This is a genomic window from Streptomyces sp. NPDC048566, from assembly GCF_043199735.1.
In the GTDB taxonomy this organism is placed as follows: Bacteria; Actinomycetota; Actinomycetes; order Streptomycetales; family Streptomycetaceae; genus Streptomyces.
This window is the reverse complement of record NZ_JBICWL010000011.1, coordinates 1-24847: the sequence shown is the minus strand read 5'-3', so window position 1 is coordinate 24847 and position 24847 is coordinate 1. Positions and strand designations below refer to the sequence as shown.

Sequence of the window (24847 nt, the reverse complement as noted above, 5' to 3'; positions counted from 1 at the left end):
TCCCCCGTCCCCGCCCCGGGCCGCCCCCGGTCCCCGCCCCAAGGAGCTGTCGTGAAGGACGCCTTCGGTATCCCCCAGTCCCTGCTGATCCTCGGCGGCACGTCCGAGATCGCGCTGGCCACCGCGCGCCGGATGATCGTCCGGCGCACCCGCACCGTGTGGCTGGCCGGCCGGCCGACGCCCGCGCTGGAGGAGGCGGCCGGGCAGCTGCGGGCGCTCGGCGCCGACGTCCGGACCGTGGCCTTCGACGCCCTGGACCCGGAGGCGCACGAGGAGGCGCTCGGCAAGGTGTTCGCCGAGGGCGACGTCGACATGGTGCTGATGGCCGTCGGGGTCCTCGGCGACCAGGCGCTGGACGAGCGGGAGCCGGTCGCGGCGGCCCGGGTCGCGATGACCAACTACACGGGGGCCGTCTCGTCGGGACTGGTGTGCGCGAAGGCGCTCCAGACGCAGGGGCACGGCTCCCTGGTGGTGCTGTCCTCGGTCGCCGGCGAGCGCGCCCGCCGCTCCAACTTCATCTACGGGTCCAGCAAGGCGGGGCTCGACGCGTTCGCGCAGGGACTCGGCGACGCCCTGTACGGCACCGGTGTGCACGTGATGATCGTCCGGCCGGGCTTCGTCCGCACCCGGATGACCGCCGGCCTGCCGGAGGCGCCGCTGGCGACCACCCCGGAGGCGGTGGCCGCGGCGATCGAGCTGGGGCTGCGGCGCCGCTCGGAGACGGTGTGGGTGCCGGGCGCGCTGCGTGTGGTGATGTCGGCGCTGCGGCACGCACCGCGCGGGCTGTTCCGCAGACTGCCCCTCTGAGCCGGGCCGTCCGGCGCGTCCCGCCCCGGCGCCGTTCGGGCGCGCCCGGGCGGGGCGCTACAGGGCGGGCAGGGTGGTGTTGGTGTCCCGCTGCTCCACGGGGCACGCCTGCGGGGGCACCACGGCGCCGCCGAAGACGTATTCGCGGAGCTTGCGCCAGACGCCGTCGGCGCCCTGCTCGTAGAGCGCGAAGCCGGTGCAGGACCACTGGGCCTCGTATGCGGCGAGGGCCTCGAAGGCGTGGTCCATCGCCTGGTCGTCGATGCCGTGCGCCACGGTGACGTGCGGGTGGTACGGGAACTGCAGCTCTCTGGCGCACGGGCCCGACGCGTCCCGGACCTGCTTCTGCAGCCAGGTGCAGACCTCGGCGCCGTCGGCGACCCGGACGTACACCACCGGTGACAGCGGGCGGAAGGTGCCCGTGCCGGACAGGCGCATCGGGAACGGGCGCCCGGCCGCCGCGACGTCGAGCAGGTGCGCCTCGATCGCGGGCAGCGCCGACTCCTCGACCTCGGTCGGCGGCAGCAGCGTGACATGGGTGGGGATGGCGGAAGCCGCGGGGTCGCCGAAGCCCGCGCGCCGCTCCTGGAGCAGGCTGCCGTGAGGCTCCGGGACCGCGATCGACACGCCGATCGTTACGGTCCCCACGTCGTCTCCTGTCGTCGTTCCGTCGTCCGGGCGGTGGTGGTGCGGGGCGGACAGGGCGGTGACGGCCTGCCCGGCTATCGACTGTACGGCGGCCGGGCCCGCAAACGGCGGCCGGACGAGTGTCGCGCTCGTCTCGTACGGACCGCCGAAGGGGCCCCGGCGGTCCGCCGCCGCGGCGGCGGACCGCCGGTCAGTGCTTGGCGGGCAGGAAGCCGACCTTGTCGTACGCCTGGGAGAGCGTCTCCGCGGCGACGGCACGGGCCTTCTCCGCGCCCTTGGCGAGGATCGAGTCGAGGGTCTCGGGGTCGTCCAGGTACTGCCGGGTGCGTTCGCGGAACGGGGTCACGAAGTCGACCATGACCTCGGCGAGATCGGTCTTCAGCGCACCGTAGCCCTTGCCCGTGTACTTCTGCTCCAGTTCGGCGACACCCGTCCCGGTGAGCGTGGAGTAGATGGTCAGCAGGTTGCTGACGCCCGGCTTCTCCGCCGTGTCGTACCGGATGACGGTGTCCGTGTCGGTGACCGCGCTCTTGACCTTCTTGGCGGTCGCCTTCGGGTCGTCGAGCAGGTTGATGAGCCCCTTGGGCGTCGAGGCCGACTTGCTCATCTTGATCGCCGGGTCCTGGAGATCGAAGATCTTCGCCGTCTCCTTCAGGATGTACGGCTTGGGGACCGTGAACGTCTCGCCGAAGCGCCCGTTGAAGCGCTCCGCGAGGTCGCGGGTCAGCTCGATGTGCTGGCGCTGGTCCTCGCCGACCGGCACCTCGTTGGCCTGGTACAGCAGGATGTCCGCGACCTGGAGGATCGGATACGTGAACAGGCCGACGCTCGCCCGGTCGGCGCCCTGGCGGGCGGACTTGTCCTTGAACTGCGTCATGCGGGACGCCTCGCCGAAACCGGTCAGGCAGTTCATGATCCACGCGAGCTGCGCGTGCTCGGGCACATGGCTCTGCACGAAGAGGGTGCAGCGCTCCGGGTCCAGGCCCGCGGCGAGGAGCTGCGCGGCGGCGAGCCGGGTGTTGGCCCGCAGGTCCGCGGGGTCCTGGGGAACGGTGATCGCGTGCAGGTCGACGACCATGTAGAACGCGTCGTGGGACTCCTGGAGGGCCACCCACTGGCGGACCGCGCCGAGGTAGTTGCCGAGGTGGAACGAGCCAGCCGTGGGCTGGATTCCGGAGAGCACGCGAGGACTGTCAGAGGCCATGCCCACCATTCTCTCAGGTACCGGGACCCGTTCCGGAACGGGCCGGACCCCGGCGGGCCCCGGCCCGGACGCGGACGGCGGCCCGGCGCGTCCACGCCGGGCCGCCGCGCGCCGCGCCGGAGCCGTTCCGCGCCGGGGTGACGGCGGCGGGCCGTCAGCCGAGGTCGATCTCCGGGTACAGCGGGAACGGGGCGAGCAGGTCGGTGGCCCGGTGGGCGATCTCGTCGGAGATCTTCGCGTCGAGGACGTGCTGCGCCTTGGAGGGAGCGCCCTTGGCGGTGGTGCCGGGCTCGGCGGCGGTGAGGACGCGGTCGATGAGCCCCGCGATCTCGTCCATCTCGGCCGTGCACAGGCCCCTGGTGGTCAGCGCGGGCGTGCCGATGCGGATGCCGGAGGTGTACCAGGCCCCGTTGGGGTCGGCGGGGATGGCGTTGCGGTTGGTGACGATGCCCGAGTCGAGCAGCGCCGACTCGGCCTGACGGCCCGTGAGTCCGTAGGAGGAGGCCACGTCGACGAGGTTGAGGTGGTTGTCGGTGCCGCCGGTGACGAGCGTGGCGCCGCGGCGCATCAGCCCTTCGGCGAGCGCGCGGGCGTTGTCGACCACGGCCTGCGCGTAGTCGCGGAACTCGGGGCGGCGGGCCTCGGCGAGCGCGACGGCCTTGGCGGCCATGACGTGCGGGAGGGGACCGCCGAGCACCATCGGGCAGCCGCGGTCGACCTGCTCGGCGAGGGTCTCGTCGCACAGGACCATGCCGCCGCGCGGGCCGCGGAGCGACTTGTGCGTGGTCGTGGTGACGATCTGGGCGTGCGGCACCGGGTCGAAGTCGCCGGTGAGGACCTTGCCCGCGACGAGGCCGGCGAAGTGGGCCATGTCGACCATGAGGGTGGCACCGACCTCGTCGGCGATCTCCCGCATGATCCGGAAGTTCACCAGACGGGGGTAGGCGGAGTAGCCGGCCACGATGATCAGCGGCTTGAACGCGCGGGCGGTGGCGCGCAGGGCCTCGTAGTCGATGAGGCCGGTGGCGGGATCGGTGCCGTACGAGCGCTGGTCGAACATCTTGCCGGAGATGTTCGGGCGGAAGCCGTGGGTGAGGTGGCCGCCCGCGTCGAGGGACATGCCGAGCATGCGCTGGTTGCCGAACGCCCGGCGCAGTGCGGCCCAGTCGGCCTCGCCGAGGTCGTTGACGTTGCGGACGCCCGCCTCGGCGAGCGCGGGGACCTCGACGCGTGCGGCGAGGACGGCCCAGAAGGCGACGAGGTTGGCGTCGATCCCGGAGTGCGGCTGCACGTAGGCGTGCTCGGCGCCGAAGAGCTCGCGGGCGTGCTCGGCGGCGAGCGACTCGACGGTGTCGACGTTGCGGCAGCCGGCGTAGAAGCGGCGGCCGACGGTGCCCTCGGCGTACTTGTCGCTGAACCAGTTGCCCATGGCCAGCAGGGTGGCCGGGGAGGCGTAGTTCTCGGACGCGATGAGCTTGAGCATGTCGCGCTGGTCGGCGACCTCCCGGCCGATGGCGTCGGCGACGCGCGGCTCGACGGCCCTGATGACGTCGAGGGCGCTGCGGAAGGCGGTGGACTCGGTGGAGAGGGGCTCTGGCATGACGGCCTCCGGACGTGGCGTGCGGCGTTCACGGGTCGGCCCAGGCGCACGGCACTCGGTTGCCGGGGCTTCCCGTCCGCTCGCCGGCGGACCCCGCAAACGGCCCGCTCGCGGCGGGGCCGGGGGTCCGGGAGGGCTCCCGGGACGTCACGGCGTGGGTGCCGCTCCCCGATGGTCGGTCCCATCCCAGCGCGCCAGTCACGGCCCCGCCGTCAGCCTACCGGGCGCGCCGGATCAGCGGGTTCCCCCGTCCACCATGCGAGCGGCGGTAGGAAGGAGACCACGGACCCGCCCCCCGCGGGCCGGAGAACGGAGGTGCGCCGGCGCCATGGACGGTTCGGAGACGACGCGGGCGTTCATCGCCTCGGCCGACGCGCACAGCGCGCCCACCTACCACCCGCTGCCCGTCGTCGTGGCGACGGCGGACGGGGCGTGGATGACCGACGTCGAGGGGCGCCGCTTCCTCGATCTGCTCGCCGGGTACTCGGCGCTCAACTTCGGCCACGGCAACCGGCGGCTGATCGAGGCGGCGAAGGCGCAGCTGGACCGGGTCACGCTGACGTCGCGGGCGTTCCACCACGACCGGTTCGCGGACTTCTGCCGGGAGCTGGCCTCGCTGTGCGGCATGGAGATGGTGCTGCCGATGAACACGGGCGCCGAGGCCGTGGAGACGGCGGTGAAGACGGCCCGCAAGTGGGGGTACCGGGTGAAGGGGGTGCCCGACGGCCGGGCGAAGATCGTCGTGGCGGGCAACAACTTCCACGGGCGGACCACGACGGTCGTCAGCTTCTCGACGGACCCGGAGGCGCGGGCGGACTTCGGCCCGTACACCCCCGGATTCGAGATCGTGCCCTACGGGGACCTGACGGCGATGCGGGCGGCGGTGTCGGAGAACACGGTGGCGGTCCTCCTCGAACCGATCCAGGGGGAGGCCGGGGTGCTGGTGCCGCCGCCCGGCTATCTGCCGGCGGTGCGGGAGCTGACGCGGGAGCGGGGCGTGCTGTTCGTCGCGGACGAGATCCAGTCGGGCCTCGGGCGCACCGGCCGGACCTTCGCCTGCGAGCACGAGGGCGTGGTGCCGGACATGTACGTCCTCGGGAAGGCGCTCGGCGGCGGGGTGGTGCCCGTGTCGGCTGTGGTGTCGTCCGCGGAGGTCCTCGGGGTGTTCCGGCCCGGGGAGCACGGGTCGACGTTCGGGGGCAATCCGCTGGCGTGCGCGGTGGCGCTGGAGGTGATCGCGATGCTGCGGACGGGCGAGTACCAGCGGCGGGCCGCCGAACTCGGCGGGCACCTGCACCGGGAGCTGGCGCGGCTCACCGACTCGGGGCACGTCACCGCCGTGCGCGGGCGCGGCCTGTGGGCGGGCGTCGACATCGCCCCGGAGGCCGGCACCGGCCGGGAGATCTCCGAACGGCTGATGGAGCGCGGGGTGCTGGTCAAGGACACCCACGGCGTCACGGTGCGGATCGCCCCGCCGCTGGTCGTCAGCCGGGAGGACCTGGACTGGGGGCTGGACCGGCTGCGCGAGGTGTTGGGGGCGTAGGAACGGCTCCGGCGCCGCGCCGTCCCCTACAGTCGCCTCGTGCTCTTCGGAATGGTGTGCGCCCTGGGGGCCTCGGTCTGTTTCGGTACGGCGACGGTGCTCCAGGCGATGGCCGCGCGGGCCGCCGGCGCGAGCGGGACGAGCGGCGGGGCCGCGGGGGCCGCGACCCTGCTGCTGCGGGCGCTGCGGCAGTGGCGCTACCTCGCCGGACTCGCGCTGGACGGGGTCGGCTTCCTGCTCCAGATCGCCGCGCTGCGGTCCCTGCCGATCTACGTGGTCGGGGCCGCTCTCGCCGCGAGCCTCGCGGTGACCGCGGTGGTCGCCTCGTGGCTGATCCACGTCCGGCTCAGCCGGGTCGAGTGGGGCGCGGTGGGGGTGGTGTGCGCGGGGCTCGCGCTGCTGGCGCTCTCGTCCGGGGCGGAGGGCGACCGGACCGGCTCGGCGGCGCTGAAGTACGCGATGCTCGGGATCGCGGTGGCCGTCCTGCTGCTGGGGCTCGCCGGCGGCCGGCTGCCCGACCGGGGGCGGGCGCTCGCGCTGGGGCTCGGCGCCGGGTTCGGGTTCGGTGTCGTCGAGGTGGCCGTGCGGCTGATCGAGGACCTGGACCCGGTGGGCCTGCTGACGAACCCGGCGACGTACGCGCTGCTCGTCGGCGGCGGGGCGGCGTTCCTGCTGCTCACCACGGCGCTCCAGCGGGGCTCGGTGACGACGGCCACGGCCGGGCTCGTCGTCGGCGAGACGATCGGCCCCGCCCTGGTGGGGGTGGTCTGGCTCGGTGACCGCACCCGGGAGGGGCTGACCTGGCTCGCGGTCGTCGGCTTCGCGGTGGCGGTGGCGGGCGCCCTGGCCCTGGCCCGCTTCGGCGAGGCGCCGGCAGCGGAGCGGGAGACCGGGGCGACGCGGCCGTCGCGGGCCTGAGCGGAGGCCCGCCCGCGACGGGGACGGCTCACGGCAGGACCCGGCACAGCGCGTCCAGGGCGCCCGGCCAGGCGTGGTCGGGCGGGGTGCCGTAGCCGACGACGAGGGCGTCCGGTGCGGGGCCGGCGGCGTCGGGATGCCGGTGGCGGGCGAGGCCGTGCACGGCGAGCCGCTGCCGGGCGGCGGCCCGGACGACCGACTGCTCGGTGCCCGGCGGCAGCCGCAGGACGGCGTGCAGCCCGGCCGCGATGCCGGTGGCGCGGACGGCGGGCGCGCGGGCGGCAAGCGCGGCGACCAGGGCGTCCCGGCGCCGCCGGTAGCGCAGCCGGGCGGCGCGCACGTGGCGGTCGTGGGCTCCGGAGGTGATGAACTCCGCCAGGGTGAGCTGGTCCAGCACTCCGGTGGACCAACCGCCCTCCGCCTTCAGGGAGACGACCTCGTCCGCGAGGGACGGCGGCAGCACCAGCCAGCCGAGGCGGAGGCCCGGCGCCAGGGACTTGCTCGCGGTGCCCAGGTGGACCACGTGGTCCGGGTCGAGGCCCTGGAGCGCGCCGACGGGCTGCCGGTCGTAGCGGAACTCCCCGTCGTAGTCGTCCTCCAGGACCACTCCCCCGGTGCGGCGGGCCCAGTCGACGACGGCGGCCCGCCGGTCCGGGTGCAGCGGCGCGCCCATCGGGAACTGGTGGGCCGGGGTGAGCAGGACGGCTCCGGCCCCCGCCGTGTCCGCCGGGTCCGTGCCGTGTTCGTCGAACGGCAGCGGGACGGTGGGCAGCCCCGAGCGGTGCAGCAGGTTCCAGTGCGTGTCCAGGCCGTAGGACTCGACGGCGACCGATCGCAGTCCGCGCCGCCGCAGGACGGTCCCGAGCAGTGTCAGGCCGTCCGCGAATCCGGAGCAGACGACGATCCGCTCCGGGTCGGCGTGGACCCCGCGGGCGCGGGAGACGTAGCCCGCGAGCGCGGCGCGCAGTTCGGGCCGGCCCCGGGGGTCGCCGTAGCCGAGAGCCTCGTTCGGGGCGTGGGCCAGCGCGCGGCGCGCGGCCTTGAGCCAGCCGGACCGCGGGAAGGAGGCGAGGTCGGGGCTGCCGGGGGCGAGGTCGTGGACGGGGCGGCGCGGTTCCCGGCGGCGTGGCGCGGGCTCGGGCGTCCGCCCGGCGACGGCGCGGTCCGCGACGCGGGTACCGGACCCCTGGCGTGCGGTGAGCCACCCCTCGGCGACGAGGTCGGCGTAGGCGTCGGCGACGGTGTTGCGGGCGACTCCGAGGTCGGGGGCGAGCGAACGGGAGGACGGCAGCCGGGTGCCGGGCGCCAGCCTGCCGGTGCGGACCGCTTCGCGCAGCGCGTCGGTGAGCCCCTTGCGGACACCCCGCCCGGCGGGCTCGACGTGCAGGTCGATCCCCGGAGTGGCCCGTGTTCTCGCCATGGAAATGGACCATACCCGCGGGCTGCCGCCTTCGTAGGGTCGACGGCGGGCCACCGGGGACGCGAGCCGCGCGGCCCGCCCAGACCACCGGGAGGAACACCATGAGCGACGGCACGACGACGCGGGCCGCCGGCACGGCCGGCGGGGAGAGCGCGCCGTACGCGCCCGAGCACCCGCCGCGGCTGGACTGGGCGCGGCTCGCGCCGGACGTCCACCGCGCGATGGTGCGGCTCGACGCGGCGGCCCGGCAGGGGGTGGACCCCGTCCTCCTGGAGCTGGTGAAGATCCGCGCCTCGCAGCTGAACCGCTGCGCGTTCTGCCTCGACATGCACACCAAGGACGCCCTCGCGGCGGGCGAGAGCGTGGAGCGGATCGTGCAGCTCGCCGCGTGGGAGGAGTCGCGGCACTTCTACACCGAGCGGGAGATCGCGGCCGTCGAGCTGACCGAGGCGGTCACCGTCCTCACGGACGGCTTCGTGCCGGACGAGGTCTACCGGCGGGCCGCCCGCCACTTCGACGAGGCCGGGCTGGCCCGGCTGATCGCCGCGATCACGGTCATCAACGCCTGGAACCGCTTCGGCGTGACCTGCCGCATGGTGCCCGGCCACTACCGGGCCGGGGAGCACGCCTGAGGGCCGCCGCGGGCTGGCCCTCCGCCGTCCGTTCCGGGGACGGCACGTGGTGCACCGGAGCCGTGTGGTTGCGGGACCTGCGCCAGGGCCCGCTGCCGGACGTCCCGCCGGTGCCGCCCGGCCCCTGGGACGCGGCGAGCGCGCGGGCATCCGCGGCCCGCGGAACGCGCCGGCCCGGCGCGACGGCCCGTCGGCGGCCGAACTCGGGCAACCGGGCACCACCCGGGCCGCGTTCGGGCCCGGTCCGCAACGCGGGGCGGCCGACGCCCCGGCCGGCATCGCACCCGGGCCGCACGGACGCCGGCACGGCCGAGCGGCATCCCGGCCGGGCCGCCCGGCCTGCCGGGCGCCCCTCGGCAAGGGGCACCCGGCACGCCCGGCGAGGACCGAGCCGGTGGAACGTCCTCGCGGCGGCGGGGAGGTCCGTTCCCCGCCGGGTCACTTCTTGGGCAGCCAGGCCTGCCAGACGTCCTTGTTCGCCTTGACCCACTTCTCGGCGGCCTTGTCGGCGCTCATCTTGTCGTTCGCGATCATGGCAGCGACCTCGTTCTGCTGGTCGTTGGTCCAGCTGAAGTTCTTGAGGAACTCGGCCGCGTCTCCGCCGTCCTTGGCGAAGTCGGCGTTGAGGTACTTCTGGAGCGGCGTCTTCGCGTAGCCGCAGGCCACCTTCTTCGCGTCGGCGTCGCAGCCCTCCTTGTACTCGGGCAGCTTCACCTCGACCAGGTCCAGCTGGGAGTTGAGCCACTGCGGCGTCCACCAGTAGCTGATGAACGGCTTCTTGGCCTTGTAGTTCTCCTTGATCTGGGTGATCTGCGCGGCCTCGGAGCCCGCGTACACGGTCTTGTAGTCCAGCTTCAGGTTCTTGATGAGGGCGTCGTCGTTGGTCGTGTACGACGGCGAGCCCTCCAGCAGCTGGCCCTTGTCGCCGCTCTCCGCGGTCTCGAAGAGCTTCTTGTACTTGTCGAGGTTCTTCCAGTCCGTGATGTCCGGGTGCTCGTCGGCCAGGTACTTCGGCACGAACCAGCCGATGTGACCGGTGACGCCGAGTTCGCCCGCGCCGACGATCGTCTTCTTGTCGTCGACGTACTGCGAGACCTTCTTCGCGGCGCCGCCCCAGTCCTCCAGGATCGCGTCGGCCTTGCCGCTGTTGAGGGCGTCGAAGGCGACCGTCTCGTCGAGCTGGGTCGTCTCGACCTTCGTGTCGAGCTCGTGCTCCAGGATGTACTTGGCGACGGCCGCGTTGGCCTCGGCGCCGACCCAGGACGGGACGGTGAGGGTGACCTTGCCGGAACCGGACCCGCCGGACGAGTTCGTCTTGGCGGCGCCGCAGGCGCTGAGGCCGCTGAGGGCGAGGGCGACGGTGGCGGCCGCGACGGCCGTACGGGTGTGCTTTCTGTTCATCATGGTGAAGGCGTCTCTCTTCTCTCGGGCAGGAAGTCCTGCGCTGGACGGCGGGTTTCGCCGTCTCCTTACGGGTCTCGTGTGCTTGTGCGGGGGCCGGTCGGTCAGGACTTCTCGGCCCCGGGCGCACGGCGCTGGGTGGTGCGGTCCAGGACCAGTCCGAGCAGGACGATGGCGACGCCCGCCGTCAGACCGACGCCGAGGTTGCTCTTCTGCAGGCCGTAGACGACGTCGTAGCCGAGTGCGCCGGATCCGACGAAGCCGCCCACGATGACCATCGCGAGCACCAGCACCACGCCCTGGTTGAGGGCGAGCATCAGTGCGGGCCGGGCGAGCGGGAGCTGCACCTGGCGAATCTGCTGGAACGTGCTGGCACCCATCGACCGGGACGCCTCCAGCGTCGCGGCGTCGACCTGGCGCAGCCCCTGCACGGTGATCCGGATCACCGCGGGCAGGGCGTACAGGAAGGCGGCGGCGACGGCGGCGGACCGGCCCACGTTGAACAGGGCCACCACCGGGATCAGGTAGATGAACTGCGGGAGGGTCTGCATCGTGTCCAGGACGGGACGCAGGATGCGCTCCAGCAGCGGCAAGCGGGCCGCCACCACACCGATCAGGAAGCCGATCAGCAGCGTGAAGACCACGCCGGCGACGGCCTGCGACAGCGTGTCCAGGGAGTGCTGCCACACCCCGATGACTCCTACTCCCGCCATCGCGAGCGCGGCCGTGCACATCGCGCCCCAGCCGCCGGCCAGCAGAGCGAAGCCCGCCGCCACCAGGACCAGCAGCCACCACGGCATGGCCGTGAGGCCGTCCCGCATCGGGTTGAGCACCCAGGTGGTGAAGCCGTCCGCCCAGACACGGGTACCGCCCAGGACGGGGACCCCTTCGGCCAGGTGCCCCGTGAACCAGTCCACCGCCTGGTTGACCGGCTGGGAGATGTCCACGGTCCACGTCTCGGGCCACGTGTCGACCAGCAGGGCCTTGCCGAACCCGACCAGCGCGGCCAGCGACGCGACCACCAGCGTCCAGGCGCGCCAGCCGTGCAGCCACGCGAACCCGGTGTGTATGCCGCCGTCGCCCAGCCGGTCGCCGGCGGCCGCCGTCGTGCGGTCCAGCCAGACGGCGAGAAGGACGATCGGGATGCCGGCCGCGAGCGCCGCGCCGACGTCGACGGTCGACAGGGCCCGGAACACCTCTTCACCGAGACCGCCCGCACCGATCACCGACGCGATGGTGACCATCGACAGCGCCATCATGATCGTCTGGTTCAGGCCGAGCAGGATCTCCTTGCGGGCCAGCGGGAGCCGGGCGGTCAGCAGGCGCTGCACCGGGGAGGCACCCAGTGAGGCGGACGCCTCCATGACCGAGGGGTCGGCGCCGCGCAGGCCGAGCGCGGTGAGCCGGGCCATCGGAGGTGCCGCGTAGATGACGGTCGCGATCAGGGCGGACGGCACACCGATGTCGAAGATCAGCACGAGCGGCAGCAGGTACGCGAAGGCCGGCATGATCTGCATCGTGTCCAGGACCGGCCGCAGGACGCGCTCGAAGCGGTCCGAGAGTCCGGCGGCGAGTCCGAGGAGTGCGCCGATCAGCGCGGCCGCCAGAACCGCGACCGTCATGAGCGCGAGCGTCTCCATGGTGGCTTCCCACATGTCGAGAAGCCCGCAGACCGCGAACGCGCCGAGCGCGGTGGCCGCCGTCTTCAGGCCGCGCCGGCCCAGGCCGCCGACCCGCCACGACAGCAGGATCGCGGCGGCGGTGACACCGAACCAGCCGAGGTTCTCCAGGAAGTGGGTCACCGAGTCGACCGAGGACTGCGCCCAGTTGCTCAGGTGGAGCAGGAAGTAGAGGAAGACCGGACTGCTGTCACGGTTGTCGACGACCCAGTCGTAGGCGTTGTCGAGAGGCGTGGACACGTCGACGGTCAGCGCGGACGGCCAGCTGCCGCTGCCCCACAGGGCGGCGAACAGCGGAACCAGCACGATCGCGGCGACGGCGAGGGGCAGGAGCCTGCGGACCCGGCCGCTCCGCAGGAGGGACAGGACCACGGGCGTCCGGGACGTCCCGGACTCGTCGGTCGGAGTCGGCTGCTGGGTGGAGGTGGCAACGGTACTCATGCGGCGCACCCCCGTATGTGCGGGCAGATCGGCGGAAGACGGAGCGTGGTCGGGATACGGGTCACGCGGCGACCTCCTCCCTGTCGATGCCCGCGACAACGCGCAGCAGGCTCTGGTGGTCGACGACTCCCAGGCAGCGGCCGTCCTCCACGACGCAGGCGGACGCACCGCTGCGCGCGACGGTCTCGATGGCGGACGAGACGACCGTTCCAGGGGCGAGGGCACCCGGGTGCCCGGGTCCGCCGCAGTCACCGGGGCGCATGGCCGTGCGCACCGTGATGACCTGCTCGCGCGGCACGTCCCGGACGAAGTCCCGCACGTAGTCGTCGGCGGGCGAGCCGACGATCTCCTCCGGGGTGCCGAGCTGCACGATCCGCCCGTCACGCATCAGGGCGATCCGGTCTCCCACCCGCAGCGCCTCGCTGAGGTCGTGGGTGATGAAGACCATGGTGCGGCCCTCCTCGCCGTGCAGGCGGATGACCTCCTCCTGCATGTCCCGCCGGATCAGCGGGTCGAGCGCGCTGAACGGCTCGTCGAAGAGCAGGACTTCGGGGTCGACGGCGAGCGCGCGGGCCAGGCCGACGCGCTGCTGCTGGCCGCCGGACAGCTGCACCGGCTTGCGCTGCTCCAGTCCTTCGAGCCCGACCTTGGCGACCACCTCGGCCGCCTTCGCGCGCCGTTCGGCCTTGCCCATGCCCTGGATCTCCAGGCCGTAGGCGACGTTGTCGAGGACGGAGCGGTGCGGCAGCAGGCCGAAGTGCTGGAAGACCATGGCGGCGCGGTGCCGGCGCAGCTCCCGCAGCCGGTTCTTGTCCATGGCGAGGACATCCTCACCGTCGATCTCCAGGCTGCCCGACGTCGGCTCGATCAGCCGGGTCAGGCAGCGCACGAGCGTGGACTTGCCCGAGCCGGACAGTCCCATCACGACGAAGACCTCGCCCTTGCGCACGTCGAACGAGACGTCCCGCACGGCGGCGGTGCATCCGGTGCGAGCCCGCAGTTCGGTCTGCGACAGCCCGCCGAGTTCCGCGTCCCCGGGGACACGGTCGGCCTTCGGGCCGAAGACCTTCCACAGGTTGCGGACACCGAAGACAGGGGGTCGCTCCACGGCGTCCGATCGTTCGGCATCCTCGCCGAGAACGGGATGCTCGGGCATGTGTGTGTCGCTCATCAGGCCTGACTCCTCTCCACGGCAGCCGCGTTCAGCAGCTCCGCGCACTTCTCACCGACCATCAGGACCCCGATCATCGGGTTGACGGCGGGCATCGTCGGGAAGACGGACGCGTCGGCGACGCGGATGCCGTCCAGTCCTCGGATCTTCAAGTCTGGTGCCACGACCGCCTGTTCGTCGTCGATGGCACCCATCCGGCAGGTGCCCGCCGGGTGGTAGACGGTGTGGGCGACCTGGCGCGCGTACGCGCTGAGTTCCTCGTCGTCCGTGACGTCGGGGCCGGGGCAGACCTCGCGCTTCAGCCAGCCGGCGAGCGGCTCGGACCGGGCGATCTCCCGGGCGATCTTGATGCCGTCGACGAGGGTCCGTCCGTCGTAGTCGTCCTCGTCGGTGAAGTACCGGAAGTCCAGGGCGGGTTTGACGGACGGGTCGGCGCTGGTCAGGTACAGCCGGCCGCGGCTGTGCGGCTTGGGGATGTTCGGGGTCATCGACACGCCGTGCTCCGGGCGTTCGTAGCCCAGGCGCTCCGGGTTGTCGGTGAACGGGATCTGGTAGAAGTGGAACATCAGGTCCGGGCCCGGCTGTTCGGGGTCGCGCCGGACGAACAGGCCCGCGTCGGAGTCCATCGCGGAGTTCTCGGGGATGGGCCCGTTCGTCTCCCAGACGATCACGGACTCCGGGTGGTCGAGGAGGTTCTCGCCCACGCCGGGCAGGTCGTGCACCACGGGGATGTCGAGTTCCGCCAGGTCGCCGGCCGGGCCGATGCCGGAGTGCAGGAGCAGCCGCGGGGAGTCGACGGCGCCGGCGCAGAGCAGGACCTCGTTGCGCGCGCTCACCAGGACGTCCTCGCCGTCCTTGGCGCGGACCCGGACGCCGGTGACGCGGGTGCCGTCGAGTTCCAGCTTGTACGCCCAGGTCTCCAGCAGGAGGGTGAGGTTGGGGCGGTCGTCCATCACCGGGTGGAGGTAGGCCACGGAGGCGCTGGAGCGCTTGTTGTCCTCCGGGTGGTAGGCGAGGTCGAAGAAGCCGACGCCCTCGGTGAAGGGCTTGGCGTTGAAGCCCTCGACGCGCGGCACGCCGAGCGCGGACTGCGCGGCGTCCACGAAGTCGCGGGCGATGGCGTTCCGGTCCTTCTCGTCGACCGGGACGATGTTGTTGAGGAGCCGGGCGTAGTACGCCTCCATCGGCACCGCGCCCCAGCCCTCGGCGCCGGCCGCCTCCCACTCGTCCCAGTCGGACGGCAGCGGCTTGAACGCGATGAGCGTGTTGTGCGACGAGCAGCCGCCGAGCACCCGGGCACGGCTGTGCCGGATGTGGGAGTTGCCGCGGGGCTGCTCGGTGGTCGGGTAGTCGTAGTCGAGTTCCCCGCCGAGCAGGCCCATCCAGCGGCGCAGGGTGAGGACGTCGTCGCGTCCGACGTCGCTGGGACCGCCCTCGATGACGGCGACGGTGACGTCGGGGTTCTCGGTGAGGCGGGATGCGATCACGGAGCCCGCCGTGCCGCCGCCGATGACGACGTAGTCGTACGTGTTCTCGTGCTGGGACATGAAGAGGTGCTCCAAGGTGCCTGATGCGGTGGGGTCGGGGAAGAGGGGACGGACGTGCGGACGGGACGGTGCGGGCGGCGGGGTACCGGTCCGCACCGGGCGACGGGCCGGTCCGCCGCCGCGGGGGCGGTGGTCCGGTGTCCGCCGCCCGGCCGTCGGGCCGCGGGCCGGCGGGCGGCGCCGGCCGGCGGTTCTCAGCCGGCGAACCAGCGCACGGGCTTGGGCGCGAGGTTCTGGTAGACGTGCTTGGTCTCGCGGTACTCGGCGAGGCCGGCCGGGCCGAGTTCGCGTCCGATGCCGCTCTTGCCGAAGCCGCCCCACTCGGCCTGCGGGAGGTAGGGGTGGAAGTCGTTGATCCAGACGGTGCCGTGGCGCAGCCGGCCGGCGACCCGGCGGGCGCGCCCGGCGTCGGCGGTCCAGACGGCGCCGGCGAGGCCGTACTCGGTGTCGTTGGCGAGGGCGACGGCCTCGTCCTCGGTGGAGAACGTCTCCACGGTCAGGACGGGTCCGAAGACCTCCTCGCGGACCACGCGCATCTCGCGGTGGCACCGGTCGAGGACGGTCGGCTCGTAGAACCAGCCGGTGGCGGGCCGGACGTCGGACGGCTCGGGGCGCTTGCCGCCGGACCGCAGCACCGCGCCCTCGGCGAGCGCGGAGGCGACGTACGCCTCGGTCTTCTCGCGCTGCTGCTCGGAGACGAGGGGGCCGCACTCCACGCCCTCCTCGGTGCCGCGGCCGAGCCGGATCGCGCCGGCCCTGCGGGCGAGTTCGGCGACGAAGCGCTCGCGCACGGACTCCTCGACGATGAGCCGCGAGCCCGCCGAGCAGACCTGGCCGCTGTGGATGAACGCGGCGTTGAGGGCCTGGTCGACCGCGGTGTCGAAGCCCTCCTCGGTGGCGCAGGCGTCGGCGAAGACGACGTTGGGGTTCTTGCCGCCGAGTTCGAGCGCGATCTTCTTGACGGTGTCGACGGCCGCGTGCGCGACCTTCGTGCCGCTGACCAGGCCGCCGGTGAAGGAGACGAGGTCGACGTCGGGGTGCTCGGCAAGGCGGGCGCCGACGCTGTGGCCGGGGCCGGTGACGATGCCGGCGACCCCGTCGGGCAGGCCGGCCTCGGCGAGCAGGCGGATCAGGGCGACGGTGGTCAGCGGGGTGATCTCGCTGGGCTTGATCACGAAGGTGTTGCCCGCGGCGAGCGCCGGTGCGACCTTCCAACTGGCCTGGAGCAGCGGGTAGTTCCAGGGCGTGATCAGTGCGCAGACCCCGACGGGCTCGTGCACGACGACGCTGTGGATCTCCTCGGAGCCGGCGTCCACGACCCGTCCGCCGCCCTCGCCGACCACGAGGTCGGCGAAGTGGCGGAAGGCGTCGGCGACGCAGTCGATGTCGACGCGGCCCTCCTCCACGGTCTTGCCCGCGTCCCGGCTCTCCAGGAGGCCGAGTTCCTCGCGGTCGCGGACGAGGAGGTCGGCGACGCGGCGCAGGAGGGCGGCGCGCTCGGCGACGGGGGTGTGCGGCCACGGCCCCTCGTCGAAGGCCCGGCGGGCGGCGGCCACCGCGAGGTCGGTGTCCTTCTCGTCGCCCTCCGCGACCACGGCGAACGGCTGGGCATCGGCCGGGTCGAGGATCTCGCGCGTCGCGCCGGAGGCCGCCGCGCGCCACTCGCCGCCCACGTGGATGGTCTGCTCTGCCTGCTGTCCTGCCATGATCGGTGTTGCCTTCCGTTCCTGTTCGGTGCCCCTGAGTCACACGGGTGAGCCCCTCGGGGGCCGTGAGCGCATGCCCCTCGGCCTCGAATGCATGCACAATTCGATGCCAAAAGTGGGCCAGGTCACGGAAAAACCAACCAAAACAGGACGTAAAAGGGCGAATTTCAGACGCTCGAAACGATCATCTCCGGCAATCCGCACCCCTCGGGCAGAAGGAGTCCACGGCGGTCCTGAGCTGCTCCGCGAGGTCCGTCCCGGCGGGCGAGCCGGCGACGATGGCGTACGGGGTGCCGTCGGCGGCCCGGAAGCGGTGGTCGACGGTCTGCACGACCCCGTTGAGCCTGCTGTCGTAGCGGTAGCTGAACTCGCTCCAGCCGGCTCCGCTCCGCCGGTCCAGGAATCGGTAGCCCGCGAACCCCTCGGCGATGCCCTGGGCCTGCGCCGAGGACTCCGCCGCGGTGACCTCCTTGACCTCGAACACCATCAGCCGCCGGTCCCCGCCGGGAGCCGTGTACGTGACGACGGGCGCCAGCTTCCCCTCGGTCCGGGCGCGCACCCAGCCGACGGGCACGTCCACGCTGTAGCCGAGCGGATCGGCGACCCGGCTGTATCCCGGGGGCGGAGCCGGGGCTGCGGGCGATCCGGGTGCGGCGGCCGGGCCCTCGTCCCCGGTGGCGTAGGCGCCGTCGGAGGGAGCACCGGGGGTCGCCGTCACCGTCACCGCGGGCCCGGCCGGCCCGCCGCGCGCACCACCGCCGTCCGAGGTGCCCTCGCGGGTGAGCGCCCAGAGTCCGCCGCCGAGTCCGCCGGCCAGCACGGCCACGGCCACGATCACCGGCAGCAGCCGGCGGGAGTCCCCGGCGCCCGGGGCCCGCCCGCCGCCGGGCGCCGGAGCGGCGCCCGCGGGCCACTGCGGGACCGGGGGCGACCAGCCCGGGGCCGGCCGGTCGGCCGGCCACGGCTCCCGAGGGGGCGGCGGACCCGCGACGCCGGGCCCTGTGCCGGGTCCCGGCGCGGGCGGCGCGTCGGGCCGCGGGACCCCCGCCTGCGTGGCGGCGGCCCACCACTGCTCCCCGTCCGGCGCCGCACCGTCCTCGTGCCGGGCCCCGCCGGGACGCCCCGCGCCGTCCCGGCTCTCCCGCCCGTCGGGCCCGTCGCCGGTGCCGCCGTCGTCGACCCACTGCCGACGGTCCGCGTCCCATCGCTGCGCCACCCCGTCACCCCCCGCTCCGCCCCGGCCCCGCCCGTCGCCGGCTCCGGCGACTCACCGGGCGCCGCGCTCACCTCGCCTCGGGGCGGACCGTCCGCACCGACGATAGTGAGCCCGGCCCTCCCCGCACCCTCCTTTATGCCGACAAAGCACGTACGTTCGATGCGTACTTTCCGTACGTCACACGGGTATCGCCGCTCGGGTGCGGCGGCACCCCTGCACGGCGGGCCGGGGGCCGCGGGGCGTTCCGGGACGCGGGGGCGGACGGCCGGTACACCGCGGCCGGACGCACCGACGCCCGGACGGGGTGAGCCGTCCGGGCGTCGGTGGAGGTGCCGGGCACCGGATTCCGCGGAACCGGTGGGGCGGGTCAGATCAGGCCGAGCCCGCGGACCGCCTCGCGCTCCTCCGCCAGCTCCTTGACGGAGGCGTCGATGCGCGCACGGGAGAACTCGTTGACGTCCAGGCCCTGGACGATCTCGTAGCGGCCGTCCTTGGTGGTGACGGGGAAGGAGGAGATGAGGCCCTCCGGCACACCGTAGGAACCGTCCGACGGGATGCCCATGGAGGTCCAGTCGCCCTCGGCCGTGCCGTTGACCCACGTGTGGACGTGGTCGATGGCGGCGTTGGCGGCGGAGGCGGCCGAGGACGCGCCCCGGGCCTCGATGATCGCCGCGCCGCGCTTGGCGACGGTCGGGATGAAGTCCTCGGCGAGCCACTTCTCGTCGCCCACGACCTCGGCCGCGTTCTTGCCGCCGATCGTGGCGTGGAAGATGTCGGGGTACTGGGTGGCGGAGTGGTTGCCCCAGATGGTCAGGCGCTGGATGTCGGCGACCGTGCTGCCGGTCTTCTTCGCGAGCTGGGTCAGCGCGCGGTTGTGGTCCAGACGCGTCATCGCCGTGAAGCGCTCGGCGGGGACGTCCGGGGCGGCGGCCTGGGCGATGAGCGCGTTGGTGTTGGCCGGGTTGCCGACGACCAGGATCTTGACGTCGTCCGCGGCGTTGTCGTTGATGGCCTTGCCCTGCGGCTTGAAGATGCCGCCGTTGGCCTCCAGCAGGTCACCGCGCTCCATGCCCTTGGTGCGGGGGCGCGCGCCGACGAGCAGGCCGACGTTGGTGCCGTCGAAGGCGACGTTCGGGTCGTCCGTGATGTCGATGCCCTGAAGGAGCGGGAAGGCGCAGTCGTCGAGCTCCATCGCGGTGCCCTCGGCGGCCTTGAGCGCCGGCGTGATCTCCAGGAGGCGCAGCTTGACCGGCACGTCCGCGCCGAGCAGCTGGCCGGAGGCGATGCGGAAGAGCAGGGCGTAACCGATCTGGCCGGCCGCGCCGGTGACGGTGACGTTCACGGGAGTGCGGGTCATGGCGTTCTCCGTATGACAGCAGGCGGTGGGGCGTCCCTGCCCCGGTTGCAGGATCGTCCCCCCGCCGCCGCGATGATCGATCAAGGGGTTCGATGATCGATCTCTCGGCGTCAAGAGAGATCCGCCGTCAGGCTATCGCGCATCCGCGACCCCGTACGTCCGGGTCCGTGTGGCCCAGCCCACAGATCCCGGGGAGGCGGTCGCCGGACCCGGGAGAGGGGAAGAGCACGGCGACCGCCATGGGGGTGCAGGGTTCCGGGAAGGCGATGTGGCCCTTCCCGGCAGCACCGGTTCCCGTGGGGGTGTCCTCCGCCTGCCCCTTTCCCCGGACCTCAATCCACCCGACCGGGGGACGTGACCGGCGCCCCACCCGCCCTGGCCGGAAACCGTCCCCGGCCCCGGGGCCCGGAGCCCGGGTCCGGCGGCGGGAGCCGGGCGGCCCGTCCGCGTCGGGGCAGCGACGCGAGGCCGTCCTCCGACGGTCCGCGCCGCCTGTGAGCCGAGCAGCCGCCGCACCCGCCGGGGGCCGGCCGAACCGGACGTTCGGTCTCCGGCCCGAGTTCGGCGTACGCGATGCGACCGTCGGCCGCGGAGACCTCCTCCCCGCACTCGGTCCGCGCGCCGTCGCCGGCGCGCGGACCGCCGTCGCCGCGATACCCGGCAGGAACGCCCCGCTCCGGTGCCGGCCGATTCCGTGCGGGCGGCGGGGCGCGCACGGCACCCGCCCCGGCCGGGGCGCCGCGCGGGCGCGGCGGCTACGCCGTGCAGCCCTTCCGGCCGGCGCTCAGCGTCACGCAGGCCCGCGCGTCCCCGGCGTCCTTCACCGCGACCATCGGCGTGTACGCGTCCGCGTCGCGGTCCACCGACCCCGTCTGCCGCGCCGCGGCCCCGGAGGACACCTCCACCCGGTCCCCCCGCGCGGCCCGGGTGATCCGCGCCCACGCGGCCCCGCACGTCCTGCTGTACCGCACCTCCACCAGCGTCGCCCCCACGGTCACGCTGGCGGAGGTGGTGGCCAGGTCGCCGCCGCAGCCCATCTCCTCCGGGTCCTTCCCGGTGCACGAGGCGCCCGCGCACTTCACGCCGGGCGGCAGATCCGCACGGTCCCGCACGGACCCGGCCGGGGACTTCGCCGGGGCGCCCGCGGCCTGCGCGCTCCCGCCCCGGGTGAGGGCGAAGGCCACCGCGACGATCACCAGCGCCCCCACCGCGCCGGCGACGAACATCAGCGTCCGGCGCCGCCGCCGGACGCGGTCCTCCCCCGCCCCGTCGGGCCGCGCGTCCCGCGGGGCGGACGTGCCGTCCGCCCCGCGGGCCTCCGCCGCGCCGCCCCCGCCCGCACGTCCGGAGCCCGGCGCCACCGCGGCCCCGGAGCGGCCCGCTCCGGACGGCCCCGGCCCGGAAGCCGGGCCGGCGGGGGGTCTTTTGTGGGACGGGTCCGCCGCGTCCCGCCCGGTCGGCTGGAGCGGCAAGGACGACGGGCGCGGGGCCGTCGACGGGAGCGTGGGCGAGACCCCCGCCGGCCCGGCGATCCCCGGCGTCGCGCTCACGCTGCCGGCCCGCCGTCCCGCGGACCGCCCGCCGCCGCCCCGGCTCACGGCGCCGGCCTGCGCGCCCTCCGCGGGACCGAACTCGCCGAGCGCGGCCCGCGCCTGGGCGATCCGGATGGCCTCCATCGTCATGTCGTGGCGCATCTCGGAGCGGCTCCAGGCCCGCTCGGCCAGCTCCCACATGGTCGTGAGGTGGACGGGGCTCGCCCCGGTCACCTCCGCGAGCGCGACCACCGCTCCCTTCGGCGCGAGCAGCCGTCCGTTGAGATACCGCTCCCAGGACGTCCTGCTGTAGCCCGTACGGTCGGCCACGGCGGCGACGCCCAGCCCGCCCCGGTCGACGAGCCGTCGCAGCTGACCGACGAACTCCCGCACCTGCGGATCGAGTTCATCCGGCAAGCCCTTCCAACGAGGCATGTCCTCCCCCTCTTCCCCGCTTCTTCCCCACGTCGTGCACGACGTCCCGCACACGGCTCCCCCGGGCCCCGGACCCACCGCGTCGGCGCGGGACGACACCTTCCGTGCCGGGTCCCGTTCCGCTCTACCCACCGGGATGCGCCCGGCCGGCTCCGCCGTTCCGCGAGACGGGGGCGCACGGGTGCGTCCGGCCCGGCGCGGGCGCCCTCGCACGCCGTCCGGACCACGCTCCAGTGTTCCACCGGCGGCACGCGCGAACGGACCGTTCGGCGCAGATCACCAAACTTGTCAACACACCGACACAACGAGGACACAGGGGGAGCCTCAGACGTCACGGAAGTGATCAGGAGCGACGGTGCGCGGCACTCGATCCGGGGCGGGGACGGTCGGGGCCGGGCCCGCCCGGGGCTCCGGCGGACGGCACGGGCCCACCCGCCGGCCGCTCGGGCCGCCGCCCGGCGAAGCGGAATAGGTCACGTTCCGTAGCGCGGCGCGGACACCGTAGCGGAACGGTCACTTCCGTGCCACAGGGGCCGGGCGGCTGTTGTCCGCGCGGCGTCAGTGCACAAAGGTTGACCCCAGGGCGGCCCAACCGCCCGGCGGAGGCCCGTCCTTACTCGGGGGAGAGGACGGGCCGCCGTCGTTCCCGGGCCGGCCCGGCCCGGCCCCGAACCCTCGCCTCCCGCCACGGGGCACCCGCCGCGGGCCCTGCGGACGGGCCGCCGCGGACACCGCGCGCCTCCGGCGTGAGCGGTCGGCGCACCGCCCGGCGGACCCGGAAAGGCCGGTGGCCCGTCACCTCTCCGCGGAGAGGTGACGGGCCACCGTGCGACGGCCGCCGCGCGGGCCGCGGTTCAGCGGACCGTGAAGTGCAGGGTGTCGTCGAGGAAGGGGATCACCAGCACCGGGTTCGGCTGGGCCATGAGGGCCAGCAGCACGATGGCGGTGCCGAGGACGCCGTACGTGATCATGTCGGTGAAGCGCGAGCGGACGGCGAGCATGCCCACGCTCGGCAGGATCCAGCGCAGCACGGCACCCGCGAGGAGCGCCGCGCCGATCAGGATCATCCCGAACCGGAACACGTCGAGCGCGGTGAGCAGCAGCCCGATGCCGACCAGGGTCAGGACCCCGAGGATCGGCCACTGGCGCGCGGGCGCGGGGGCGTCTCCGGGGGCCGCCCGGCCACCGCCCTCGGGCCGCGCGGTGTCCCGGGTGAACAGCGGGAACCGCCGGGTGGTGCGGCGCGGCCGGCCCTCCGCGTCGGGAGCGCTGATCGCGTCCCGCACGACCGGACCGGGCTCGTCCGCGGAGCCGTCGGCGGGGTCTCCCGTACCGCCCCCGGCGGGCACCTCCGGGTCGTCCGCGGCCGTCTCGGCGGTGTCGGGGGCCTCCGGGCCCGTCTCCGGGCCGGCCGGCGGCTCGGCGGACGCGGCGGGACCGGCGGCGGCGCGCTCGGCGTCCGCACCGGACGCGCCGGCGGAGGCGCCGACCCGGACCGGGGCCTGCGCCGCGGTCCGGGCCCCGGCGCCCTGCCCGGCGTCGGCGGCCGTGCGGGTGCGGTCGTCCGGGCCCTCGCCGGACCGCTGGGCGCCGCCGTCAGCCGACACTGCGCTCCGCCGCTTCCACCACGTTGACCAGGAGCTGGGCGCGGGTCATGGGACCGACGCCGCCCGGGTTCGGGGAGATCCACGCGGCCACCTCGGCGACGTCCGGGTGGACGTCGCCGACGATCTTGCCCTCGGCGCTGCGCGAGACACCGACGTCGAGGACCGCGGCGCCCGGCTTCACGTCCTCGGCCCGGATCAGGTGGGCGGAGCCCGCGGCGGCGACGATGATGTCGGCGCGCTTGAGGTGGGCCGACAGGTCGCGAGTGCCGGTGTGGCACTGGGTGACCGTGGCGTTCTCGCTGCGCCGGGTCAGCAGCAGCGGCATGGGGCGGCCGATGGTGACGCCGCGGCCGACGACGACGACCTCCGCGCCCTTGATCTCCACGCCGTGGCGGCGCAGCAGCGTGAGGACGCCGTTCGGGGTGCAGGGCAGGGGCGCCGGCTCGTTGAGGACGAGGCGCCCGAGGTTCATCGGGTGCAGGCCGTCCGCGTCCTTGTCCGGGTCCATCAGTTCGAGGACGCGGTTCTCGTCGATGCCCCTGGGGAGCGGGAGCTGGACGATGTATCCGGTACAGGCGGGGTCCTCGTTCAGCTCGCGGACCACCGCCTCGATCTCCTCCTGGGTGGCGGTCGCGGGCAGTTCGCGCTGGATGGACGCGATACCGACCTGGGCGCAGTCGCGGTGCTTGCCCGCGACGTACTTCTGGCTGCCGGGGTCGTCCCCGACCAGGATCGTCCCGAGGCCGGGCGTGACGCCCTTCTCCTTCAGGGCCGCCACGCGGACGGTCAGATCGGACTTGATCGCGGCTGCGGTGGCCTTGCCATCGAGAATCTGGGCGGTCATGGCTCCCATCCTCCCGGATGACGGGGTCCCGGTTCCAATCAGGGGCGCCCCCGGGACGCGGCGCGGCGGCGGCGCCGCGCGGGACGTGCGATCGGGCACATTGCGACTGCACAACAGCCGATCCGGCGAGCTGGACAATTCGCGCGCCTCCGATCACGATGAACGACGCACTATCGCGGTCGGTGTTGGGGGGCAAACCGCTCATACAGTCGTGTTCCTCCGCGCAATCCGCTTCGTCCCCAGCTTTGCAACGGAGGAAACCCGCCATGTCTTTCGGCGCGCCGGACAACCCGTACGGACAGCCGCAGAACCCGCAACCGGGGTACGGCTACCCGCAGCAGGGCCAGCCGCCCTACCCGCAGGCGCCGGGGGGCATTCCGCAGCAGGGCTACGGGTATCCCCAGCAGGGCCAGCCGGAGTACGGCTACCCGCAGCAGGGCCAGCCCGGTTACGGCTACCCGCAGCAGGGTCCGCCCGGATACGGCTACCCGGGCGGCCCCGGCCCGCGCGTCGCGTCGATGGGGCGCCGGTTCGGTGCCCGGGCGATCGACGCCGTCGCCTTCTTCGTCATCTACGGCGTCCTCGGCGTCATCGGCGTGGCCGGTTCCGTCGGTGCGGCCCAGGACTGCGACCCGAACGCGGCCGACTACAACACCTGCATCAACAACGCGGGTTCGGACATCGCCGCCAAGTTCGGCGCCGTGATCGGCATTCTCGCGATCGTGGGCCTGCTCTACGAGTGGCTGATGACCGGTCTGGTCGGCGGCACCCTCGGCAAGCTCGCCGTCGGCATACGCGTGGTGAAGGCCGACACCGGCCAGAAGCCGGGCCTGGGCGCCTCGTTCCTGCGCTGGATCATCCCGCTCGTCGGCGGTCTGGTCTGCGGCATCGGGCAGTTGCTGGTCTACCTGTCGCCGTTCTGGGACAAGTCGGGCCGCCAGCAGGGCTGGCACGACAAGGCCGCGAGCACCATGGTCGTCCAGAAGTGACGCTCCCCGCGGTCGCGTGCCGACCGCGGGACCACGGCCGGGGCCCCCGGTCCTCCTTGGGTTCTAACGGTCCTCGCAACACCCGCGATCTGTGGGAGTTGCGAGGACCGTGGCCGTTGAACGCGATGATCTTGCGGGGGTGCGGGAGCG

19 protein-coding genes are annotated in these 24847 nt (G+C 73.9%); 5 read left to right on the top strand and 14 right to left on the bottom strand.

The genetic code is table 11. The features are described 5' to 3' along the window. Positions 1-51: 51 nt before the first annotated feature. Positions 52-807: a decaprenylphospho-beta-D-erythro-pentofuranosid-2-ulose 2-reductase gene (locus tag ACGFS9_RS18545; protein ID WP_393254418.1), complete on the top strand. Its 756-nt coding sequence runs from the start codon at positions 52-54 to the stop codon at positions 805-807. 57 nt (positions 808-864) lie between these two features. On the opposite strand, the gene ACGFS9_RS18540 is transcribed toward ACGFS9_RS18545, so the two are convergent. The 3 genes from ACGFS9_RS18540 to ACGFS9_RS18530 form a co-directional block, all read right to left on the bottom strand. Beyond that, a complete protein-coding gene (locus tag ACGFS9_RS18540) occupies positions 865-1455 on the bottom strand; it encodes a 2'-5' RNA ligase family protein (RefSeq protein ID WP_393254416.1) in 591 nt (196 codons plus the stop codon). Between the two features lie 190 nt (positions 1456-1645). Beyond that, positions 1646-2659 (bottom strand): tryptophan--tRNA ligase, encoded by a 1014-nt coding sequence (trpS, locus tag ACGFS9_RS18535; protein WP_393254414.1) that lies wholly within the window; start codon positions 2657-2659, stop codon positions 1646-1648. 154 nt (positions 2660-2813) lie between these two features. Beyond that, positions 2814-4259, bottom strand: a complete 1446-nt coding sequence (locus ACGFS9_RS18530) for a glycine hydroxymethyltransferase (RefSeq protein WP_393254412.1) — start codon at positions 4257-4259, stop codon at positions 2814-2816. Between the two features lie 328 nt (positions 4260-4587). Between ACGFS9_RS18530 and rocD the strand changes: the two genes are divergently transcribed. Together rocD and ACGFS9_RS18520 are read left to right on the top strand one after the other, a co-directional pair. Beyond that, positions 4588-5802 carry an ornithine--oxo-acid transaminase gene (gene rocD, locus ACGFS9_RS18525; protein WP_393254410.1) on the top strand — a complete coding sequence of 405 codons (1215 nt, stop codon included), beginning with the start codon at positions 4588-4590 and terminating at the stop codon, positions 5800-5802. A gap of 51 nt (positions 5803-5853) precedes the next feature. Next, complete coding sequence (locus tag ACGFS9_RS18520) at positions 5854-6720, top strand: hypothetical protein (RefSeq protein WP_393254654.1); 867 nt, start codon at positions 5854-5856, stop codon at positions 6718-6720. A 28-nt stretch (positions 6721-6748) separates the two neighbouring features. Here ACGFS9_RS18520 and ACGFS9_RS18515 read toward each other — a convergent pair whose 3' ends face one another. Further along, complete coding sequence (locus tag ACGFS9_RS18515) at positions 6749-8140, bottom strand: PLP-dependent aminotransferase family protein (protein WP_393254408.1); 1392 nt, start codon at positions 8138-8140, stop codon at positions 6749-6751. A 101-nt stretch (positions 8141-8241) separates the two neighbouring features. On the opposite strand from ACGFS9_RS18515, the gene ACGFS9_RS18510 reads away from it, so the two are divergent. Beyond that, the gene (locus ACGFS9_RS18510) at positions 8242-8772 is read left to right on the top strand and encodes a carboxymuconolactone decarboxylase family protein (RefSeq protein WP_393254406.1); all 531 of its coding nucleotides are present in this window, start codon (positions 8242-8244) and stop codon (positions 8770-8772) included. Between the two features lie 438 nt (positions 8773-9210). On the opposite strand, the gene ACGFS9_RS18505 is transcribed toward ACGFS9_RS18510, so the two are convergent. From ACGFS9_RS18505 to ACGFS9_RS18460, 10 genes are all read right to left on the bottom strand, one after another. Then, positions 9211-10176, bottom strand: a complete 966-nt coding sequence (locus ACGFS9_RS18505) for an ABC transporter substrate-binding protein (protein ID WP_393254404.1) — start codon at positions 10174-10176, stop codon at positions 9211-9213. Positions 10177-10277: 101 nt separating this feature from the next. Next, a complete protein-coding gene (locus ACGFS9_RS18500; protein ID WP_393254402.1) occupies positions 10278-12293 on the bottom strand; it encodes an ABC transporter permease in 2016 nt (671 codons plus the stop codon). A 61-nt stretch (positions 12294-12354) separates the two neighbouring features. Then, positions 12355-13449 carry a glycine betaine/L-proline ABC transporter ATP-binding protein gene (locus ACGFS9_RS18495; protein WP_393254653.1) on the bottom strand — a complete coding sequence of 365 codons (1095 nt, stop codon included), beginning with the start codon at positions 13447-13449 and terminating at the stop codon, positions 12355-12357. A gap of 14 nt (positions 13450-13463) precedes the next feature. Beyond that, on the bottom strand, positions 13464-15011 hold the full coding sequence (locus tag ACGFS9_RS18490) for a GMC family oxidoreductase (protein WP_393254400.1): 1548 nt from the start codon (positions 15009-15011) through the stop codon (positions 13464-13466). Between the two features lie 194 nt (positions 15012-15205). Beyond that, positions 15206-16717, bottom strand: coding sequence for an aldehyde dehydrogenase family protein (locus tag ACGFS9_RS18485; protein WP_393254398.1), 1512 nt, complete (start codon positions 16715-16717; stop codon positions 15206-15208). Between the two features lie 184 nt (positions 16718-16901). Continuing rightward, positions 16902-17933: a hypothetical protein gene (locus ACGFS9_RS18480; RefSeq protein WP_393254396.1), complete on the bottom strand. Its 1032-nt coding sequence runs from the start codon at positions 17931-17933 to the stop codon at positions 16902-16904. Positions 17934-18300: 367 nt separating this feature from the next. Then, positions 18301-19290 carry a malate dehydrogenase gene (locus ACGFS9_RS18475; protein ID WP_393254394.1) on the bottom strand — a complete coding sequence of 330 codons (990 nt, stop codon included), beginning with the start codon at positions 19288-19290 and terminating at the stop codon, positions 18301-18303. A 755-nt stretch (positions 19291-20045) separates the two neighbouring features. Continuing rightward, the gene (locus ACGFS9_RS18470; RefSeq protein ID WP_393254392.1) at positions 20046-21257 is read right to left on the bottom strand and encodes a DUF2690 domain-containing protein; all 1212 of its coding nucleotides are present in this window, start codon (positions 21255-21257) and stop codon (positions 20046-20048) included. An 854-nt stretch (positions 21258-22111) separates the two neighbouring features. Continuing rightward, on the bottom strand, positions 22112-22864 hold the full coding sequence (locus ACGFS9_RS18465) for a DUF3017 domain-containing protein (RefSeq protein WP_393254391.1): 753 nt from the start codon (positions 22862-22864) through the stop codon (positions 22112-22114). After that, positions 22854-23708 (bottom strand): bifunctional methylenetetrahydrofolate dehydrogenase/methenyltetrahydrofolate cyclohydrolase, encoded by an 855-nt coding sequence (locus tag ACGFS9_RS18460; RefSeq protein ID WP_393254389.1) that lies wholly within the window; start codon positions 23706-23708, stop codon positions 22854-22856. Before ACGFS9_RS18460 ends, ACGFS9_RS18465 begins: the two co-directional genes overlap by 11 nt. Before the next feature lie 266 nt (positions 23709-23974). Between ACGFS9_RS18460 and ACGFS9_RS18455 the strand changes: the two genes are divergently transcribed. Next, positions 23975-24697, top strand: a complete 723-nt coding sequence (locus ACGFS9_RS18455) for an RDD family protein (protein WP_393254388.1) — start codon at positions 23975-23977, stop codon at positions 24695-24697. Positions 24698-24847: the final 150 nt, after the last annotated feature.

What these genes read in the sequence shown, in the direction of transcription:
- ACGFS9_RS18470 (WP_393254392.1), bottom strand. Translation starts at nt 21,257, where the DNA reads ATGCCTCGTTGGAAGGGCTTGCCGGATGAACTCGATCCGCAGGTGCGG.
- ACGFS9_RS18505 (WP_393254404.1), bottom strand. Translation starts at nt 10,176, where the DNA reads ATGATGAACAGAAAGCACACCCGTACGGCCGTCGCGGCCGCCACCGTC.
- ACGFS9_RS18520 (WP_393254654.1), top strand. Translation starts at nt 5,854, where the DNA reads ATGGTGTGCGCCCTGGGGGCCTCGGTCTGTTTCGGTACGGCGACGGTG.
- ACGFS9_RS18495 (WP_393254653.1), bottom strand. Translation starts at nt 13,449, where the DNA reads ATGCCCGAGCATCCCGTTCTCGGCGAGGATGCCGAACGATCGGACGCC.
- ACGFS9_RS18515 (WP_393254408.1), bottom strand. Translation starts at nt 8,140, where the DNA reads ATGGCGAGAACACGGGCCACTCCGGGGATCGACCTGCACGTCGAGCCC.
- trpS (WP_393254414.1), bottom strand. Translation starts at nt 2,659, where the DNA reads ATGGCCTCTGACAGTCCTCGCGTGCTCTCCGGAATCCAGCCCACGGCT.
- ACGFS9_RS18500 (WP_393254402.1), bottom strand. Translation starts at nt 12,293, where the DNA reads ATGAGTACCGTTGCCACCTCCACCCAGCAGCCGACTCCGACCGACGAG.
- ACGFS9_RS18485 (WP_393254398.1), bottom strand. Translation starts at nt 16,717, where the DNA reads ATGGCAGGACAGCAGGCAGAGCAGACCATCCACGTGGGCGGCGAGTGG.
- ACGFS9_RS18460 (WP_393254389.1), bottom strand. Translation starts at nt 23,708, where the DNA reads ATGACCGCCCAGATTCTCGATGGCAAGGCCACCGCAGCCGCGATCAAG.
- ACGFS9_RS18455 (WP_393254388.1), top strand. Translation starts at nt 23,975, where the DNA reads ATGTCTTTCGGCGCGCCGGACAACCCGTACGGACAGCCGCAGAACCCG.
- ACGFS9_RS18530 (WP_393254412.1), bottom strand. Translation starts at nt 4,259, where the DNA reads ATGCCAGAGCCCCTCTCCACCGAGTCCACCGCCTTCCGCAGCGCCCTC.
- rocD (WP_393254410.1), top strand. Translation starts at nt 4,588, where the DNA reads ATGGACGGTTCGGAGACGACGCGGGCGTTCATCGCCTCGGCCGACGCG.
- ACGFS9_RS18490 (WP_393254400.1), bottom strand. Translation starts at nt 15,011, where the DNA reads ATGTCCCAGCACGAGAACACGTACGACTACGTCGTCATCGGCGGCGGC.
- ACGFS9_RS18475 (WP_393254394.1), bottom strand. Translation starts at nt 19,290, where the DNA reads ATGACCCGCACTCCCGTGAACGTCACCGTCACCGGCGCGGCCGGCCAG.
- ACGFS9_RS18510 (WP_393254406.1), top strand. Translation starts at nt 8,242, where the DNA reads ATGAGCGACGGCACGACGACGCGGGCCGCCGGCACGGCCGGCGGGGAG.